The sequence below is a fragment of the Paraburkholderia sp. 2C genome (genome assembly GCF_054589215.1).
Window position 1 is genome coordinate 154,561 of sequence record NZ_BAAILL010000041.1, and the last position, 15,356, is coordinate 169,916.

Below are 15,356 nucleotides of genomic sequence, written 5' to 3' on the forward strand. Positions count from 1 at the left end.
GACACATGCGCCGCGCGACGTGCTCGCCGCGCGCGCGGTCGCGGAGCGAAAACGTTGAGCACGCAACTCGCGTTGCTCGTCATCGGCGGCAGCGCGATTGCGGGCTTCGTATCGGGTCTTGCCGGTTTTGCGTTCGGCCTCGTGGCAATGGTGTTCTGGGCGTGGACGCTGCCGCCACAAGCGATCGGGCCGATGCTCGTGGTCGGCTCGCTGGTGGGCCAGGTGCTGACCGTCGGTACCGTGCGCGGCCAGATTCGCCCCAAAGTGATCGGGCCGTTTATTGCAGGCGGATTCATCGGCGTGCCGATCGGCGCCGCCCTGCTGCCGATGATCAATCCGACCGGGTTCCGCATCGGCGTCGGGCTGCTGTTGATTGTCTATTGCGGCGTGATGCTGGCCGCAAAGAGTCTGCCGAAGGTGACCGCGGGCGGCGCATGGGCCGATGGCGGCATCGGCGTGATCGGCGGTATTCTCGGAGGCATCGCGGGTCTCGTGGGCCCCGCGCCGACGGTGTGGTGCATGCTGCGCGGCCATCACAAGGACTTGCAGCGCGCGATCTGCCAAAGTTTTTTTATCGCCATGCAGTCGCTGACGCTGGTCACCTATGCGCTGACCGGCCTTATCGACCGGCAGACGCTCACGCTATTCGCATGGATGGTGCCGTCCACCCTGATTTTCGCGTGGCTCGGTTCGCGTCTGTACGTGCGCATCTCCGATACCGCATTCAAGCGCGTGCTGCTCGTGCTGCTGTTTGCATCGGGGGCAGCGCTGCTCGGCACTTCGCTCGTCCACGCATTGCGCTAACCGCGCGCGTCAACGTAGGCCGCCCTGGCGGCCAGTTCGCGGAGAACCCGCCATGAGTGCGATTCGTTATTTCGTCACGTTTCTCTCGGTTGCCCGGCACGGTTCGTTCGCCGCCGCTGCCGACGAGGTATGTCTCACGCAAGCCGCCGTGAGCCAGCAGATGCGTTCGCTCGAACGCGATCTCGACATGGTGCTGTTCGAACGCACGCCACGCTCGGTTTCGCTGAGCGAACAGGGCCGCACGATCCTGCCGCTCGCCGAAACGCTGGTGGCGAACTACCGCAAGATTCTCGCGGCCGGCGAGCGCGACGAAGTGGCCGGCGTCGTGCGCGTCGGCGCGCTCGTTTCGTCGCTGATGGGCGCGTTCGCCGATGCGATGCTGAACCTGAAGCGCCGCTATCCGCGGCTCGAGCTCAAACTCTTCACCGGCCTGTCGAGCGATTTCGCGACACGCGTGGAGAGCGCGGAGCTCGATGCGGCCATCGTCACGCAATCGCCGGCCGGATTTCCTCCAACACTCAAATGGACCGCGCTCTACAGCGAGCCGATGGTACTCATCACGTCGACGGAAGATCCGCGTACCGACGTCGACGCGTTATTGCAGGAGCCGTATATCCGTTTCGACCGGCAGACGTGGACCGGCATCCTGATCGAAGAGGCATTGCAAGGGCTCGGTGCATCGGTGCGCGACATCATGGAGTTGAATTCGCTCGAGGCGATCTGCGAAATGGTGAAGCGCGGCTTCGGCGTGTCGATCGTGCCGCGTCTTGCGAATGCGAACTGGAATGCGGAGTCGGGCCTGCGTGTGATCGCGCTGCCGGAGCGTATCGCGCCGCGCCGCGTCGGTTTGCTCGAACGCCGCGAGCATGACCGCGAAGCGTTCACCGACGCGGTGAAGCGTCATTTCACCGGCGGCGCCGACGAGCCGGCCGCGACCGGTTCGCGCGGTGCGGGCGCCGGGTCTGCTGCCACGGCCGGTGCCGGCGTGACATGAGGCGCGTCGTCGAGCAGCGACTGACCAGGCCGCACGCGGGTGAACTGCACGCGGCGGCGCGTCGTTTCGAGTGCGCCGTCGTCGAGCATGCGCAGGCACATATATTCGGACGTCTCAAGATCGCCCGCGTCAGGAAAATCTTCGCGGAAATGCGCGCCGCGCGAGTTCTCGCGCAGCAACGCCGATTCGGTGATCGCGCGGCTTACGAGCGTGAGGTTCTGCAGATTCAACCAGTCGTGCCACGACAGATTGAATCGCAAATCGCGGCCGTCGATGCCGGTGCGATCGAGCCGCGCCTCGATATCGAGCAAGGCATGGCGGGCGCGCTCGAGGCCCTGCGCGTCGCGCAGAATGCCGACATCGTTCCACATCAGGTCGTAAAGCGTTTCTCGAATCGCTTCGAGGTCTCCATTGGGCTTGCGCGTAAGCGGCGCGCGGCACCGTTCGACCGCGCGTTCAATCTGGTCGCGGTCCGCTTCTTCGTAGCGCCCATTGCGCGGCACCCATTGCGCGAGCGTCTCGCCAGCAATGCCGCCGAACACAGTCGAATTCGCGACGCCGTTGCCGCCGAGGCGATTCGCGCCATGCACGCCGCCCGCATCTTCGCCGGCCACGAACAGGCCCGGTAGCGTGGTCGAACAATCGGCCTCGAATGCCACGCCACCCATCATGTAGTGTGCGGTCGGCACGACTTCGACCTGACCGCCCGCCAGATCGAAGCCGCAATCGGCGCAGCGCTCGACCATGCCCTTGAAGCGCTGGCGCACCGAGTCGGGCCCGAGATGATCCATGCGCAGATAGACGCCGCCGTTCGGCGTCGCATTGCCCGCGCGCAGCTCGCGGAAAATGCTGCGCGACACGATATCGCGCGTCGCGCGTTCGCCGCGCGGATCGTAGCGATGCATGAAGCGTTCGCCGTCGCCCGTCAGCAAATAACCGCCCGCGCCGCGCAACCCTTCTTCGAGCACCGTGCCGGTCATGCGCGTATGCGTGCCGGCGAGGAGCCCGGTCGGATGGAACTGCACCATTTCCATATCGCGCAGCGTGAGCCCCGCGCGCATGGCCATCGCCATGCCGTCGCAGCTCTTGTCGCCGCTTGGCGTGTGGTACTTGTACATCGTCGGGCCGCCGCCGGTGGCGAGCAGCACCGCTTTCGCGCGCACCAATACGAATTCGCCGCTGCGCATGTCGATCATCAGCACGCCGGCGAGCGCGCCGCCCGACTGCGACTCGATGAATTCAACGGCGCGATGTTCTTCAAGCCGTGCGATGCCGCGTGCCCACACCTGCTCCGCAAGCCGGTTGATGATCTCGATGCCGGTCTGATCGCCCTTGTGCACCGTGCGATCGAAGGTTTGCCCCGCAAATGCCTTCTGCTTGAGCGTGCCGTCCGGATGGCGGTCGAAGAAGCAGCCCAATTCGTTTTCAAGCTCGTGAATGCGTTCGACCGCACGCGTGACGAGCGTCCACGCGAGGTCCTGGTTCGACAGCCATTTGCCGCCCTCGATCGTGTCCATGAAATGACGCTCGATCGAATCGCCTTGCGCAAGCGCGACGTTATATCCGCCCTGCACCATGCGCGTACAGCCGCATTTGCCGAGCAGCCCCTTCACCGCGATCGTGATGCGCAACTGCGGCGCGGCGGCATGCGCGTGCAGCGCGGCGAACAGGCCCGCGCCGCCGCTGCCGAGAATCAGGATGTCGGTGTCGTACTGCTTCATCTGCGTGAGCTCCGGAATCAGTCGGCTTTTCTTAAGGCTGCGCACGAACACCGAGCGACGCGAGCACCTTGTCGCGCTGCGACAGCGTGTTCCGCTGCACCGTCGAGTAGACGCTGCCGCCGTGGCTGTCCATCGCGACGAGCAACGGACCGAACTCGCCGATCCTGAAACGCCACAACGATTCGGGGTTCAGGTCGTCGAGATCGACATCTTCGATCTGCTCGATCCACGTCGTCTCGAGCGCCGCCGTGCCGCCGACAATCGCGAGATACACGCCGCCGTGCTTCGCGAACGCATCGGCGGAACGCTGCGCCAGACCGCCTTTGCCGATCACGATGCGCACGCCGTATTGCGCCATCAGCGGCTCGGTAAAGCGCTCCATGCGCATCGATGTCGTCGTGCCGATGCAGATCGGCTCGTAGCCGGCCGGGTTTTCATCCGATACGGGCACACGGCGCACATTCGGCGCCGTGTGGATGACCGCATGGCCGTTCAGATCGAAGCGTGTCTCGCGGCCGCGATCGAACATATGGATTTGCGTGGCGTCGCGAATGCCGAACAGCGTGCCGGTCAGCGTTACCATGTCGCCGATTTTCAGTGCGCGGATTTGCGCTTCGGTGACGGGCATCTGCAATATATGGTTCGTCATTGATCAGGTCTCCTCGCAGCCGGCGTCCTTTGGTCCCGGGTTGGGTGTGTTAATAGCCGTATTCGACTTCGCCGCGCGTCAACGTCGCGCGTGCGCGCCGCGCCGAATGGCATTGCATGTTGACCGCAACCGGATTCATCGTGATGTGCGTCGCGGCGAGTTCGACGTGCACCGCGAATGCGGTCGCATCGCCCCCGAGTCCTTGCGGGCCGACGCCGAGCTGATTCACCGCGGCCGATAGTTCTTCTTCGAGCGCCGCCGCATGCGGGTCGTCATTGCGTGTGCCGAGGGCGCGCGTCGCCGCGCGCTTCGCGAGCCACACGCACAGGTCCGAGGTGCCGCCCACGCCGACGCCGACAATCGTCGGCGGGCAGGTCTTGCCGCCGGCGTCGACCACGCAATCGATCACGAAACGCTTGATCGCGTCGATGCCGTCGGCGGGCGTGGCCATCTTCAGAAACGAATTGTTCTCGGAGCCGCTGCCCTTCGGGATCATCTCGATGACGAGCGTATCGGCGGCCGAGTCGAAGTCGATATGGATCGCCGGCATGAGCGGGCCGCATGACGTCTGCTGGTTTTGTCTCGTCAACGGATGCACGACCGACGAGCGCAGCGGATGCTCGCGCGTCGCGCGCTCGCAGCCGCGGCGGATCGCATCTTTCAGCGCGACGCCATCGAGCGCGAGGCCGGAGCCGATCGTGACGTTATAGATCGGCAGGCCCGTGTCCTGGCACAGCAGGTTGTCCTCGCTTTCGGCGACGCCGATATTCGTGCGCATGATGCCGAGCACGCGGCGCGCGGTGTCGTCGGTTTCCACGCGTTCAAGGCGCGCGATGCCGTCCTTGATGTCCGGCGGCAATTGCTTCAACGCGCGAATGTACAACTGCTTCGCGATTTCTTCGACTTGTTGCATGTCCATCGGGTGGTCTCCATCGCGCCCGAATGCAGGCACGCCTGGTCTTGTTGAATGAGTTGCGCTCATAACGTGAGCGACAGCGCGAATGCGAGGCCGATCACGAGCGCGCCGCCCGCGGTCGCTGCGATCAGATCCTTGCGCAGGCCGCTCCACGGCCGGTATTCGATCAGCAGAAGCCGCACGCCGCCGATCAGATGCGCGGCCAGCAGCGTGACGAGCCCCCATTCCGCGAAGACAAATGCAGGCTGGCGCGTCACGGCGAGAAATGAATCGAATGCCGCGGCGCCGTGCAATGCGGTGCCGAGCGCCCAGAAATGCATCGGCAGGAAAACGGCGAGCGCGAGTCCCGACAGGCGATGCACGAGAAACGCCCACCATGCGGGATGGTTGCGCGCGCGCGCGTCGGCACGACGCCCCGGCGTTTTGCGCCGGCCCACGGCAGCGGCACTGCCGGCGTGCGATGCGTCGAGTTCGCTCATAGCGGCCCTCCGGTCAGCGCGAATACCGCGCGCAAGCCTGCCATGGCGAGCAGCAGTCCGATCAGCACGCTGACCGCGAATACGCTTGCTCCGCGCCAGCCGAGCCATTCCTCGGCGATACGCCGCAAGCCGACCGGCACGTGCGCGGCGGCGGCGAGTACGAATACCGCATAAAACAGGCCCCAAACCACGTTGCCGTGCAGCCGCGCGAGAATCGCGCCCGCGGAAAGGCCGCCGTGCACGACGGCGATCATCGTGATCAGATGCACGGTCACGCACACCGCGAGCACCATCGCCGAAATGCGCTGTACGCGCCAGCCGCTTACCGCCGCCTTCATTCGAGTGCTCCTTGCGGCGCTTTGCCGTTCAGGCGCTTCAGGCCCGCGATACTCGCGGTCGGCGCAAGCGACTTCGGGCAGCGTTCGGTGCATGAACCGAGGGTATGACACGAATGGCAGCCCGCATCGTTCGATATTGCGGCAATACGCGCCTCTTGCTGCGTGTCGCGCACATCGTTGACGAGCGTCCATGCGCGGTTGAGCGCAGCCGGGCCGAGATAGTCAGGATTCCATGCAACGACATCGCAGCTCGCATAGCACACGCCGCAGCCGATGCATTCGATGCCGGCGTCGGCGGCCTTGCGTGCGGACGAAGCCGGATCGACACGTGCGGCGGGCTCGGCGCGCGTGCGCTGGCCTGCGAAATAGCCTTTCGCGTCGCGCCATTTGTCGAAGAAACCGGTCATGTCGGTGGCGAGGTCTTTGACCACCGGCAGATGATTGAGCGGCGCGATCTCGAGCACGTCGTCCGCGTGGCGCAGTACTTTCGTCACATGGGTGCGGCAAGTCCAGCGCGCGCGGCCGTTGACCGTCATCGCACACGAGCCGCACATGCCGACACGGCACGCAAAGCGATACGAGAGCGTCGCGTCGAGATGGCGCTGGATATGAATGACCACGTCGAGAACCGTCTGGCTCTCCATGCGCGGCACGTCGAAGCGCTGAAACTCGCCTTCGTCCGCACCGCGCCAGACGCTCACTTTCAGGGTTGTGGGGGTTGCGCTTGGCATCCTGGCTGTATTGATTCGCGTGATAGCGAAGCCAGTCTAAGGCGCTCGCGCAACGGCTGAAAGCCAAACATTTTTGCGGCGAGCTAAAGAATTTTTTATGCTCAGGGCGTGCCGGCCATGTTGCGCACCCAGGTAGCGAAATTTTCGTTTTCGAACTCGTACGCGTCCCGCGGCGACTTGACGACCACCCCTTTCGCCGCGAGCCGCCCAAGCGCGCGCTGGACATGCGTGGCGCCCAGCGCCTCGATGCCCAACAGTTTCTTGAAGTCTGCCACCGCCTCCCGGGAAAAAGGCCTGAAAAGCGAATTACCCGCGATTTCGCGGACCAGCAAGCGTTCGAGCGCGCTCAGGCCTTCCCACGTCGTTTCATGGCCTTCCGCGCCGGCCAGCTTTTCAAGCTGCAGCGCCACCGCTGCGTCGAACGACATTCTCGGCTGCATCATCAGCGTGATCGCCACTTCGAGCAGCGGTTCCGGCCGACGGTGAAACTGCGCGAACGCGGCCTTCAGCTTCTTCTCATTGAGTTTGCGCGAGGTTGCGGCGGCGAACCGTTTCGCCACGAATTGCACGAACGCTTCGTCGAGCAAAGGGAAGTCTTGCAGCGGATTGGCCGCCGAATAAAGCGGAGCGCGCGTGTCCGTGAAGACGTGCCCGAGCTGCGTGCGCGAGGAACCGGTGAAGACGACCCGGAGATTGTCCCGATACTTCGTCAGCGACGTACGCAGCGCGCGCGCCACATCTTCGCCTTCTTCGCTTCTGCCTAGCGACTGGGCTTCGTCGACGAGCAGCAGCACAGGCTTGCGCCGCGTCAGCTCACCGAGCAATTCGTCGAGCCGCAGTGCCGCGGCTGTCGCGGCCCGCTTTTTGTCGTCGTTGAGCTCGATTGCGCCTTCGATCGACGTGCCGGCAATTTCTGCCTTACCCCTTAACGACTTCACCGACGGCGCCAGCTTCGCTTTCAGCTTCTTCGCGAAGGTGTCGGGTTCCTGAGGCGCCTCTAGCGCGTGCAGCAGAGCGGCGCCGGGTGTTTGCCGCGTTTGCCAAAGATCAGCATAGACGACGTGGTAGCCCATTTGTTGGGCCGCGGGCGTCAGGTCCTGCCGCAGAAACACCGTTTTGCCCGTACGCCGCGGTGCAAAGATAGTGAGCGACGCGAGAATTCCCGAATTCAGCGCGGCCAGATAGGCGTTGGCCAGATCCGGGCGAGGAAAATGCCAGAGCTCGGTCAGCTTCATGAATTACACAGAATTATCGTCGACCCGAGTAATTATACAGATGGGTGATAATTTTGTGTAATGCCCACCCGGCAAGGCTCGGCGGACATCGGCGGCGCGCCGGCGCGCTTGCCGACTGCTTCAGGCTCCGCCTCGCCCGCTCAGGCTGCCTGGCGGTAATACAGGTTCTGCGGGTGACGCGCTTCGGCGAAAAAGAACCAGCGCTCGGCCACGAGCCCCGCGTACTGGATCGCACACGCGGCACACAGCAGCACCGCGGACAGCGCGACCGAACCGACGCTGCCGCCCAGCACAATCAGCACAAACGGCACCGGGAACGCCGCGATCAGAAATGTCCACTTGATGCGCTGCAGCGTTTGCGGCGTCTTGCCATGGAAGAACTCGCGCAGATTGAACGCACCGGCCGTGAAGCCGCGCGATCTCTGGACGACCTTCGCTGAGCGAATGCCGGTCGCGCTTTGCACGGTCGATTTCGGCCGCAAGCGCGCATTGCGCCTGAGCGCCGCGACGCGCCCAACACAGCCGGCCAGTGTCAGCACACAGGCGCACACCGCAAGGCCCGGCACGATGGCGGGCGCACACCACGCGGCGCTTGCCGCCGCGACCGTGAAACCCGACGCGCAACCGAGCAGCACGAAGTTCACCATCGTGAGCGGCGTCGCCCATTCCTGCAGGAAGCGCAAGCACGCATAGATCATCGAGGTGCAGACAAACAGCACGCCGCTTGCGAGCACGCCGATCGCGCCGACCGCGAGCGAATACGGTGCGCCAAGGGCATGCAACACGCCATACGCAAACACGCACGCAAGAAACACCGGTAACGCGAGGCATTCGCGCGACAGCCACGACGTGCGCCACATCGCAATGGCGCGCCACGCGCGCTCCGGATGCCCAAGGTGGAAAAACGATGCGAATAGCCCAAGCACGCCAAGCACGACCGATAACGCCGCGCCAACGATAAAAAACACCTGCGGCGGCATCGCGATCAGGCCCAGTCGCGCGGCAAGCTCGACGCCGAAGAGCGCGATCATCAAGCCTTGGCCCGCGCCGCTCAATGTCGTCAGAAATACGACTGAGAAAGCCGGATTCATGGTGTGGTTCTCCCGATTTTTTAAACGCGCGTCGCCATCGACGCGAGATCGACCGCGCCGTGCTCGAGCGCGGCCGGCCGCTCCATGGCGGTCTGGCCCGCGAGGTCCGCGCCCTCCGTACCCGAGCCGCACGAGCACGACCCGCTACCGCACGCAGTGGTCTTCTGCCGCGGCAGGTAGTGATTCGCCGGGCGCGTGCCCCACTCGGGCATCAGTTGATACCCGCCGCGCTCGCGGATCGCCTTCGATACGACGGATTCGGGATCGTGGATGTCACCGAAAAGGCGTGCCGACGTCGGGCAGGCAAGCACGCAGGCGGGCTTGCGGTCGCGCTCGGAGAACGACTCGTTGTGGATGCGGTCCGCGCACAACGTGCACTTCGTCATCTCCTTGCGTTCCTCGTCGAGCTCGCGTGCGCCGTAGGGGCACGCCCACGCGCAGTACTTGCAGCCGATACAGCGGTCGAAATCGACAAGCACGAGACCGTCTTCCTTGCGCTTGTAGCTCGCGCCGGTCGGACACACGGGCACGCACGGCGGGTCCTCGCAGTGCAGGCACGACTTGGGAAAGTGAATCGTATCGGCGAGCGGAAATTCGCCGGCCTCGAACGTCTGCACGCGGTTGAAAAACGTGCCCGACGGGTCCGCATCGTACGGACGCGCGTCCGACAGGCTCCCCGCCTCGCCGGATGTGTTCCATTCCTTGCAGCTCGTCACGCATGCGTGGCAGCCCACGCAGACGTTCAGATCGATCACGAGCGCCATCTGGGTCATGGGGTGTTCCTCTCAAATGTCTTTCGAAGATTTGACTGTCCGGCGCAAACGCGCCGCGAATTCGCCGCGCCCCGCGAAATAGGTCTGCACGATGCGCTTGAACGTGCCGACCGATCCCGGCAGCGGCTGCATCGGCGCGAACTGCGGCAGCGTGTGATCCGCATCCGCTTCGGCCGGATAGACGCGCACGCGCACGTCGTACCACGCGGCCTGGCCGGTAATCGGATCGGAGTTGGAAATGCGCGAAGGCGTCTGCGCAGAAGCGGCTTCGCCGCTCGCATGACGATCGGCTCTGCCATGCGCCGGCAGTTCGTCGGTGATCAGGTGATTGAGCAGGAAGCCGCGCTGCGATTCGTTCGCGTCGGGCCCGAGATTCCATGCGCCCGCGGCCTTGCCGATCGCGTTCCATGTCCAGACCGTGCCCGGTTCGACCGCTTCGCTATAGCGCGCCATGCAACGCACCTTGCCCCATTGCGATTCGACGTAAATCCAGCCGCCGTCTTCAATGCCCTGCTCGGCCGCCATGCGCGGATTCATAAACAGATAGTTTTCGCCGTGAATCTGGCGCAGCCACGCGTTTTGCGAGTCCCACGAGTGATACATCGCCATCGGCCGCTGTGTGACCGCGGCAAGCGGAAAGCGCGCGAGATCGGTGGTGCCGCGCTCGAGCGGTTCGTACCAGAAAGGCAGCGGGTCGAAGTAGCGCTCGACGCGTTCGCGCAGATGCTCGGGCGGCTGACGGCCTTGGGTCTTGCCTTGCGCAGCAAGACGGAATTTCTGCATCACATCCGAGTAGAGCGCAATCACGATCGGCTCGGGAAACTTGCGAAAGCCCTTTTCGACGGCGAATTGCAGATACGGACCGTTCTGGCCGCGCATGTACTGCAGCGTTTCAGGCAGCGTGTAGTGGAACACGCAGTTATGTTTTGCGTACTCGTTCCATTGGTTCGGGTTCGGCTTGCCGACCAGTGCGTCGCTGCCGTCCTCGCCGCGCCAGCCGATCAGGAAGCCGACGCCCGAGCCGGGCGCGGTTTCGTGACCGATGACGAACTCAGGATAATCGCGATACTTGCGCGTGCCGTCCGGCTTCGTGAATGCAGGCAGCTTGAGACGGCTGCCGAGCTCGATCAGCACTTCCTGGAACGGCCGGCATTCGCCGGTGGGCGGCACGACAGGCACACGCACCGAATCGACCGGTCCGTCGAATTCGGAGATCGGGCGGTCGAGCATCGACATCGCGTCGTGACGTTCGAGATACGTCGTATCCGGAAGAATCAGATCGGCAAACGCGGTCATCTCCGACTGGAACGCATCGCACACGACGATAAACGGGATCTTGTACTCGCCGTTCTCGTGCTTGTCCGCAAGCATCTTGCGCACTTCGACCGTGTTCATCGACGAGTTCCACGCCATGTTGGCCATGAAGATCATCAGCGTATCGATCGGATACGGATCGCCGCGCCATGCGTTAGTAATCACGCTATGCATCAGGCCATGCACCGCGAGCGGGTACTCCCACGAAAACGCCTTATCGATGCGCACCGGCTCGCCGTGTTCGTCGATGAACAGGTCTTCGGGCGCGGCCGGCCAGCCAAGCGGCCCGGTTGCAAGCGGTGTGTTCGGCTGCACCGCGTCCGGGCTGTTCGGCGGTTTCGCCGACGGCGGCACCGCGCGCGGAAACGGCGACTTGTGACGAAATCCGCCCGGCCGGTCGATCGTGCCGAGCAGCGACATCAGGACGGCCAGCGCGCGAATCGACTGGAAGCCGTTCGAATGGGCAGCGAGGCCGCGCATCGCATGGAATGCGATCGGATTACCGGTTACGGTCTCGTGCGTTTCGCCCCATGCATCGGTCCAGCGAATCGGCAGCGTAATCTTGTGATCGCGCGCGGTGTCGGCCATTTCGCGTGCGAGACGGCGGATCGTGTCGGCGGAAATGCCGGTGATCTCCGCGGCCCATTCGGGCGTGCATTGCGCGGCGCGTTCGCGCAGCAAGGCGAACGACGGCGTGACCGGCGTGCCGTCGTCGAGCGCATAGCGGCCATCGAGCGCGGGCTTTGTGCCGGGCGTGTGATGCAGCACCGGACGCTGGCTTGCGCTATCCCACCATAGATGGTTTTGCGGAAACAGCGGATTGCTTTCCGCCGCGTCGGGATTGCGCACGAACAGGCCGAATTCGTCGCTTTGCTCATTCATGTTGAGCAGTTCAGCTGCATTCGTATAGCGCGTGACGAATTCGTGATCGTAGCTGTCGGTGGCGAGCAGTTCGTGGATCAGCGCCATAAACAGTGCGCCGTCGGTGCCGGGACGAATCGGCACCCATTCGTCGGCAATCGCTGCATAGCCGGTGCGCACCGGATTGATCGCAATAAAGCGGCCGCCCGCGCGCTTGAATTTCGAAATCGCAATCTTGAGCGGATTCGAATGGTGGTCCTCGGCCGTGCCGATCATCAGGAACAGCTTCGCGCGGTCGAGATCGGGGCCGCCGAATTCCCAGAACGAACCGCCTATCGTGTAGATCATGCCCGCAGCCATGTTCGCCGAGCAGAAGCCGCCGTGCGCCGCATAGTTCGGCGTGCCGTACTGCTTTGCGAAGAGGCCGGTCAGCGCCTGCATCTGGTCGCGGCCGGTGAATAGCGCAAACTGCTTCGGGTCGGTTGCGCGCAGATGTGCAAGCCGTTTTTCGAGCGTGGCGAACGCAACGTCCCACGATACCGGTTCGAACTGCGCCGTACCGCGCTCGGCGTTCGCCTTGCGCATCAGCGGTTGCGTCAGACGCGCCGGCGAATACTGCTTCATGATGCCCGACGAGCCCTTCGCGCAAATCACGCCCTGGTTCAGCGGATGCTCGGGATTACCGTCGATGTAGCGCACCTCCCCGTCGCGCAGATGTACGCGAATGCCGCAGCGGCACGCGCACATGTAACACGTCGTGGTCTTGACCTCGAGCTTCTCGTTTTGCGTACGCGCGTGATGTTCCATGCTTGCCTCATTAACTTGCGAAGTCCACCCGATAGAACAGACGGGAGTCCGCTTTTCATCGTAGAGGCGTTATAAGCAAATGAAAAATCGTTATTTCGAATTCGCGTTATCAAGCTGACCGATAGTTTTCGCGCGCTTCGCAAAGTTTGTCTCTATATCACCTTAAGCCTTTGATGGTGGGCGCATGCGAGCGCCAGCGCCCCCGAAAATTCTCACCTTTAGGAAGATTGAACGCGCGCAGCAGAAAGGCAAATGAATGGTGACGATCGGGAAAATGTCGGTGCCGCGCTTCATTAATGACGGCGCTGCGCCGCACAAAGGACAACACGTCCGGCGTTATGCGCCAAGCAACATTCCGCTTCGCATCGGCTCCATGCCGGTCACGCGCCCAAGCGGCGCGCCCGCCGTCACAAAGCGGATCGCGCGACGCATGTAGAGCACGCCGTCGTTGCGGCTTACGACGGTGGTGGTCGCGTCGGTCAGCGGGTCGACGATATCGAACAGCGGTTCGCCCGCGCGCACCATCGCGCCGATTTCGGCGCGATGCACAAGTATCCCGCTCGCCGGCGCAAATAGCTGTTCGCTGCCGGCAAGCGGCGTCGCGAGCATCAGGAGGGCGGGCAACGGTTTGGCTTCGCCGCGCAGTATGCCGCGCCGGGTCAGATAGTCGATCAGCGCGTCGGCATCGTGCTGCGCCACGTCATACGATACGTCGCGCTGTCCGCGACATTCGACCGTCACTGCAAGGGTGCCCGTGCGCACCGGCTTGCTCGCCGGCAACGCTTGCTGCAGTTGCCACCAGAAGAGGCTATGCGCTTCGTCGAACGACTGGCCGCCCGAGTCGTTCGCGAGCATCGATGCACGCGAGCCCAGATAACGCGCAAGCGGTTCGAACTCCGCCCAGCCGGTTTCATTCGTATAAAGATGCATGGCGGCTTCCTGCGAACAGTGCAGGTCGATCACAATGTCCGCGTCGAACGACAGCTTCAGCAGTTCATGCTGCAACGATTCGAATTCGTTGACGGGTTGATGGAGCTCGAGCTCGTCATGCATCAATTGCCGGACAATGCGGCGATTTTCGAGCGGATCGGCGCCGAGCGTATCTTTCGCGCGATCGATCACCGTACTGAACGGCAGGAAATGGCGGTTGAAATTCTTGCCGCTGCCGAGTTCGAAGCGCCCGACGAATTGCCCGAGTACGTATTGCGAAAGCCCGATGGGGTTAGCCACCGGCACCAGCACAATTTGCGCGGCGAGCGCGCCTTGCGCTTCGAGTTCGACGAGGCGGCGTCTCAACAATACGGCCGTTAGCATCGCCGGGGTTTCATCGGCATGCAGCGATGCCTGGATATAAATCTTTTCGTCGCTTTGCGCCGGGCCGAAACGGAAAACGGTGAGCTCGCGGCGCGTGCCGACGGCGGGTGACAGAAGCGGGATCGATTGCTGGTTCATCTCTGGCGGCGCCGGTTACGAAAGTTCGGCGTCATGCTACGGCCGTTCGACGGTTTAGTCACGAGGCCCATGTCGCTCCCGAAAAGCCTCACCTGTCGCACGGCAGCGAACCGCGGGTCACGCGATCACGCCTTCAATTCAAAAATGCTGTCGATCTCCACAGGAATGCCCATCGGCAAGGTATGGACACCCAACGCACTGCGCGCGGGCAGCTTGTCTTCACCGAACAGCTCGCGCACCAGATCGCTTGCGCCGTTCGCCACCAGCGGATGCTGCGTGAACGCTGCGTCGGCGCGCACATACACGGTAAGCCGGCTGCATCGATCGACCTTGTCGAGGCCGTATTCGTCTTCGATGCAGGAGAGGATCATCAGCATCGTAAGCTGCGCCGCGCGCTGCGCCGCTTCGAGCGACAGATCGGCGCCGACGGTGCCGACGATCGGCTTGCCGTTCTCGAACGGCCCAAGGCCCGAGACATACATCTGATTGCCCGATATCGACACCGTGCGATACGAACCGAGCGGGCGAATCGGAGCCGGCAGTTCGAAGCCGAGTTGCAACAGGCGCGAGGGGAGGTTCATGGCGGAGTTCCTGGTAAAGGTTAAGACGAAGGTTAAGCCTTGCGCGCATGATGCGCGAGGCGCTTATCGTCCGGAACACCGACCTGTGGCACTTTATTCCGGAACCGGAATAAAGTGCCACAGAAAAAAAGCGCTGGGGTTTTCCCGCACCTGTCGCACAGCGGCAAAAGCAGTGAAGTCACGCCGCGCATTGGTGCGCGTTGCGCACGCGCGAGGGGCAGGTGCACCGCGACGTCTGTTGCCGCAGTTGCAGCAATACAATGCGATGCAATGTGTGACGCGGATAGTCGAGCGCTTGAACAGGCCAGGCTCGGGCCAAGCTCGGGGTTACGCACGGGTCTATACGCAGCGTGCAGCTGAAAATGTCGACCCGCCGTTTCGGCAAAATTTACGAAGGCAGAGCTTAAACGTCCGCTTTAGCCTTCGCTGATGCGCACCGGCAACTCGGTCTTGTATTGCACGCGCCGCAGCGTAATCGATGTATTGACGTCGCGCACGCCATCGATTTTTGTCAGGCGTGTCGTCACGAAGCGCGCGATGCCCGGAATGTCGCTGGCCACCACGCGCACGACATAGTCGTACGCGCCGGTCATCAGGTAGCACTCCATCA

The 15,356-nt window shown here is 63.4% G+C and carries 15 protein-coding genes; 2 read left to right on the forward strand and 13 right to left on the reverse strand.

Going from position 1 to position 15,356, the window contains the following annotated elements:
• The first annotated feature begins 54 nt into the window (after positions 1–54).
• Both ACYPXD_RS19295 and ACYPXD_RS19300 read left to right on the forward strand, forming a co-directional pair.
• Positions 55–804 carry a sulfite exporter TauE/SafE family protein gene (locus ACYPXD_RS19295; RefSeq protein WP_459714601.1) on the forward strand — a complete coding sequence of 250 codons (750 nt, stop codon included), beginning with the start codon at positions 55–57 and terminating at the stop codon, positions 802–804.
• Positions 805–856: 52 nt separating this feature from the next.
• Positions 857–1,798 (forward strand): LysR substrate-binding domain-containing protein, encoded by a 942-nt coding sequence (locus ACYPXD_RS19300; RefSeq protein WP_459714603.1) that lies wholly within the window; start codon positions 857–859, stop codon positions 1,796–1,798.
• Here ACYPXD_RS19300 and ACYPXD_RS19305 read toward each other — a convergent pair.
• From ACYPXD_RS19305 to ACYPXD_RS19365, 13 genes are all read right to left on the reverse strand, one after another.
• On the reverse strand, positions 1,705–3,519 hold the full coding sequence (locus ACYPXD_RS19305) for an L-aspartate oxidase (protein WP_459714605.1): 1,815 nt from the start codon (positions 3,517–3,519) through the stop codon (positions 1,705–1,707). The genes ACYPXD_RS19300 and ACYPXD_RS19305 overlap by 94 nt on opposite strands.
• Before the next feature lie 31 nt (positions 3,520–3,550).
• Positions 3,551–4,168 carry a FumA C-terminus/TtdB family hydratase beta subunit gene (locus ACYPXD_RS19310; protein ID WP_459714608.1) on the reverse strand — a complete coding sequence of 206 codons (618 nt, stop codon included), beginning with the start codon at positions 4,166–4,168 and terminating at the stop codon, positions 3,551–3,553.
• Positions 4,169–4,217: 49 nt separating this feature from the next.
• Positions 4,218–5,087: a fumarate hydratase gene (locus ACYPXD_RS19315; RefSeq protein ID WP_459714610.1), complete on the reverse strand. Its 870-nt coding sequence runs from the start codon at positions 5,085–5,087 to the stop codon at positions 4,218–4,220.
• A 59-nt stretch (positions 5,088–5,146) separates the two neighbouring features.
• Positions 5,147–5,563, reverse strand: a complete 417-nt coding sequence (gene sdhC / locus ACYPXD_RS19320) for a succinate dehydrogenase, cytochrome b556 subunit (protein ID WP_459714612.1) — start codon at positions 5,561–5,563, stop codon at positions 5,147–5,149.
• The gene (locus ACYPXD_RS19325) at positions 5,560–5,901 is read right to left on the reverse strand and encodes a succinate dehydrogenase (protein ID WP_459714614.1); all 342 of its coding nucleotides are present in this window, start codon (positions 5,899–5,901) and stop codon (positions 5,560–5,562) included. The genes sdhC and ACYPXD_RS19325 overlap by 4 nt, the downstream gene beginning before the upstream one ends.
• Positions 5,898–6,632, reverse strand: coding sequence for a succinate dehydrogenase/fumarate reductase iron-sulfur subunit (locus tag ACYPXD_RS19330; protein WP_459714617.1), 735 nt, complete (start codon positions 6,630–6,632; stop codon positions 5,898–5,900). The genes ACYPXD_RS19325 and ACYPXD_RS19330 overlap by 4 nt, the downstream gene beginning before the upstream one ends.
• A gap of 101 nt (positions 6,633–6,733) precedes the next feature.
• Positions 6,734–7,867 carry an ATP-binding protein gene (locus ACYPXD_RS19335; protein ID WP_459714619.1) on the reverse strand — a complete coding sequence of 378 codons (1,134 nt, stop codon included), beginning with the start codon at positions 7,865–7,867 and terminating at the stop codon, positions 6,734–6,736.
• A 140-nt stretch (positions 7,868–8,007) separates the two neighbouring features.
• The gene (locus ACYPXD_RS19340) at positions 8,008–8,958 is read right to left on the reverse strand and encodes a dimethyl sulfoxide reductase anchor subunit family protein (RefSeq protein ID WP_459714622.1); all 951 of its coding nucleotides are present in this window, start codon (positions 8,956–8,958) and stop codon (positions 8,008–8,010) included.
• Between the two features lie 20 nt (positions 8,959–8,978).
• Positions 8,979–9,731 carry a 4Fe-4S dicluster domain-containing protein gene (locus ACYPXD_RS19345; RefSeq protein ID WP_459714625.1) on the reverse strand — a complete coding sequence of 251 codons (753 nt, stop codon included), beginning with the start codon at positions 9,729–9,731 and terminating at the stop codon, positions 8,979–8,981.
• A gap of 12 nt (positions 9,732–9,743) precedes the next feature.
• Positions 9,744–12,713, reverse strand: a complete 2,970-nt coding sequence (locus tag ACYPXD_RS19350; RefSeq protein WP_459714627.1) for a molybdopterin oxidoreductase family protein — start codon at positions 12,711–12,713, stop codon at positions 9,744–9,746.
• A 336-nt stretch (positions 12,714–13,049) separates the two neighbouring features.
• The gene (locus ACYPXD_RS19355) at positions 13,050–14,165 is read right to left on the reverse strand and encodes a succinylglutamate desuccinylase/aspartoacylase family protein (protein ID WP_459714630.1); all 1,116 of its coding nucleotides are present in this window, start codon (positions 14,163–14,165) and stop codon (positions 13,050–13,052) included.
• Positions 14,166–14,290: 125 nt separating this feature from the next.
• Entirely contained in the window at positions 14,291–14,746 is a 456-nt protein-coding gene (locus ACYPXD_RS19360; RefSeq protein ID WP_459714632.1) for a RidA family protein, read from the reverse strand.
• Between the two features lie 416 nt (positions 14,747–15,162).
• A complete protein-coding gene (locus ACYPXD_RS19365) occupies positions 15,163–15,354 on the reverse strand; it encodes an Lrp/AsnC ligand binding domain-containing protein (RefSeq protein WP_459714635.1) in 192 nt (63 codons plus the stop codon).
• Positions 15,355–15,356 lie beyond the last annotated feature (2 nt).

Excerpts from the sequence above, each read along its gene's own strand:
- sdhC (WP_459714612.1), bottom strand. The coding sequence starts at position 5,563 with ATGAGCGAACTCGACGCATCGCACGCCGGCAGTGCCGCTGCCGTGGGC.
- ACYPXD_RS19355 (WP_459714630.1), bottom strand. The coding sequence starts at position 14,165 with ATGAACCAGCAATCGATCCCGCTTCTGTCACCCGCCGTCGGCACGCGC.
- ACYPXD_RS19350 (WP_459714627.1), bottom strand. The coding sequence starts at position 12,713 with ATGGAACATCACGCGCGTACGCAAAACGAGAAGCTCGAGGTCAAGACC.
- ACYPXD_RS19315 (WP_459714610.1), bottom strand. The coding sequence starts at position 5,087 with ATGGACATGCAACAAGTCGAAGAAATCGCGAAGCAGTTGTACATTCGC.
- ACYPXD_RS19310 (WP_459714608.1), bottom strand. The coding sequence starts at position 4,168 with ATGACGAACCATATATTGCAGATGCCCGTCACCGAAGCGCAAATCCGC.
- ACYPXD_RS19345 (WP_459714625.1), bottom strand. The coding sequence starts at position 9,731 with ATGACCCAGATGGCGCTCGTGATCGATCTGAACGTCTGCGTGGGCTGC.
- ACYPXD_RS19305 (WP_459714605.1), bottom strand. The coding sequence starts at position 3,519 with ATGAAGCAGTACGACACCGACATCCTGATTCTCGGCAGCGGCGGCGCG.
- ACYPXD_RS19365 (WP_459714635.1), bottom strand. The coding sequence starts at position 15,354 with ATGGAGTGCTACCTGATGACCGGCGCGTACGACTATGTCGTGCGCGTG.
- ACYPXD_RS19360 (WP_459714632.1), bottom strand. The coding sequence starts at position 14,746 with ATGAACCTCCCCTCGCGCCTGTTGCAACTCGGCTTCGAACTGCCGGCT.
- ACYPXD_RS19300 (WP_459714603.1), top strand. The coding sequence starts at position 857 with ATGAGTGCGATTCGTTATTTCGTCACGTTTCTCTCGGTTGCCCGGCAC.
- ACYPXD_RS19330 (WP_459714617.1), bottom strand. The coding sequence starts at position 6,632 with ATGCCAAGCGCAACCCCCACAACCCTGAAAGTGAGCGTCTGGCGCGGT.
- ACYPXD_RS19325 (WP_459714614.1), bottom strand. The coding sequence starts at position 5,901 with ATGAAGGCGGCGGTAAGCGGCTGGCGCGTACAGCGCATTTCGGCGATG.
- ACYPXD_RS19335 (WP_459714619.1), bottom strand. The coding sequence starts at position 7,867 with ATGAAGCTGACCGAGCTCTGGCATTTTCCTCGCCCGGATCTGGCCAAC.
- ACYPXD_RS19340 (WP_459714622.1), bottom strand. The coding sequence starts at position 8,958 with ATGAATCCGGCTTTCTCAGTCGTATTTCTGACGACATTGAGCGGCGCG.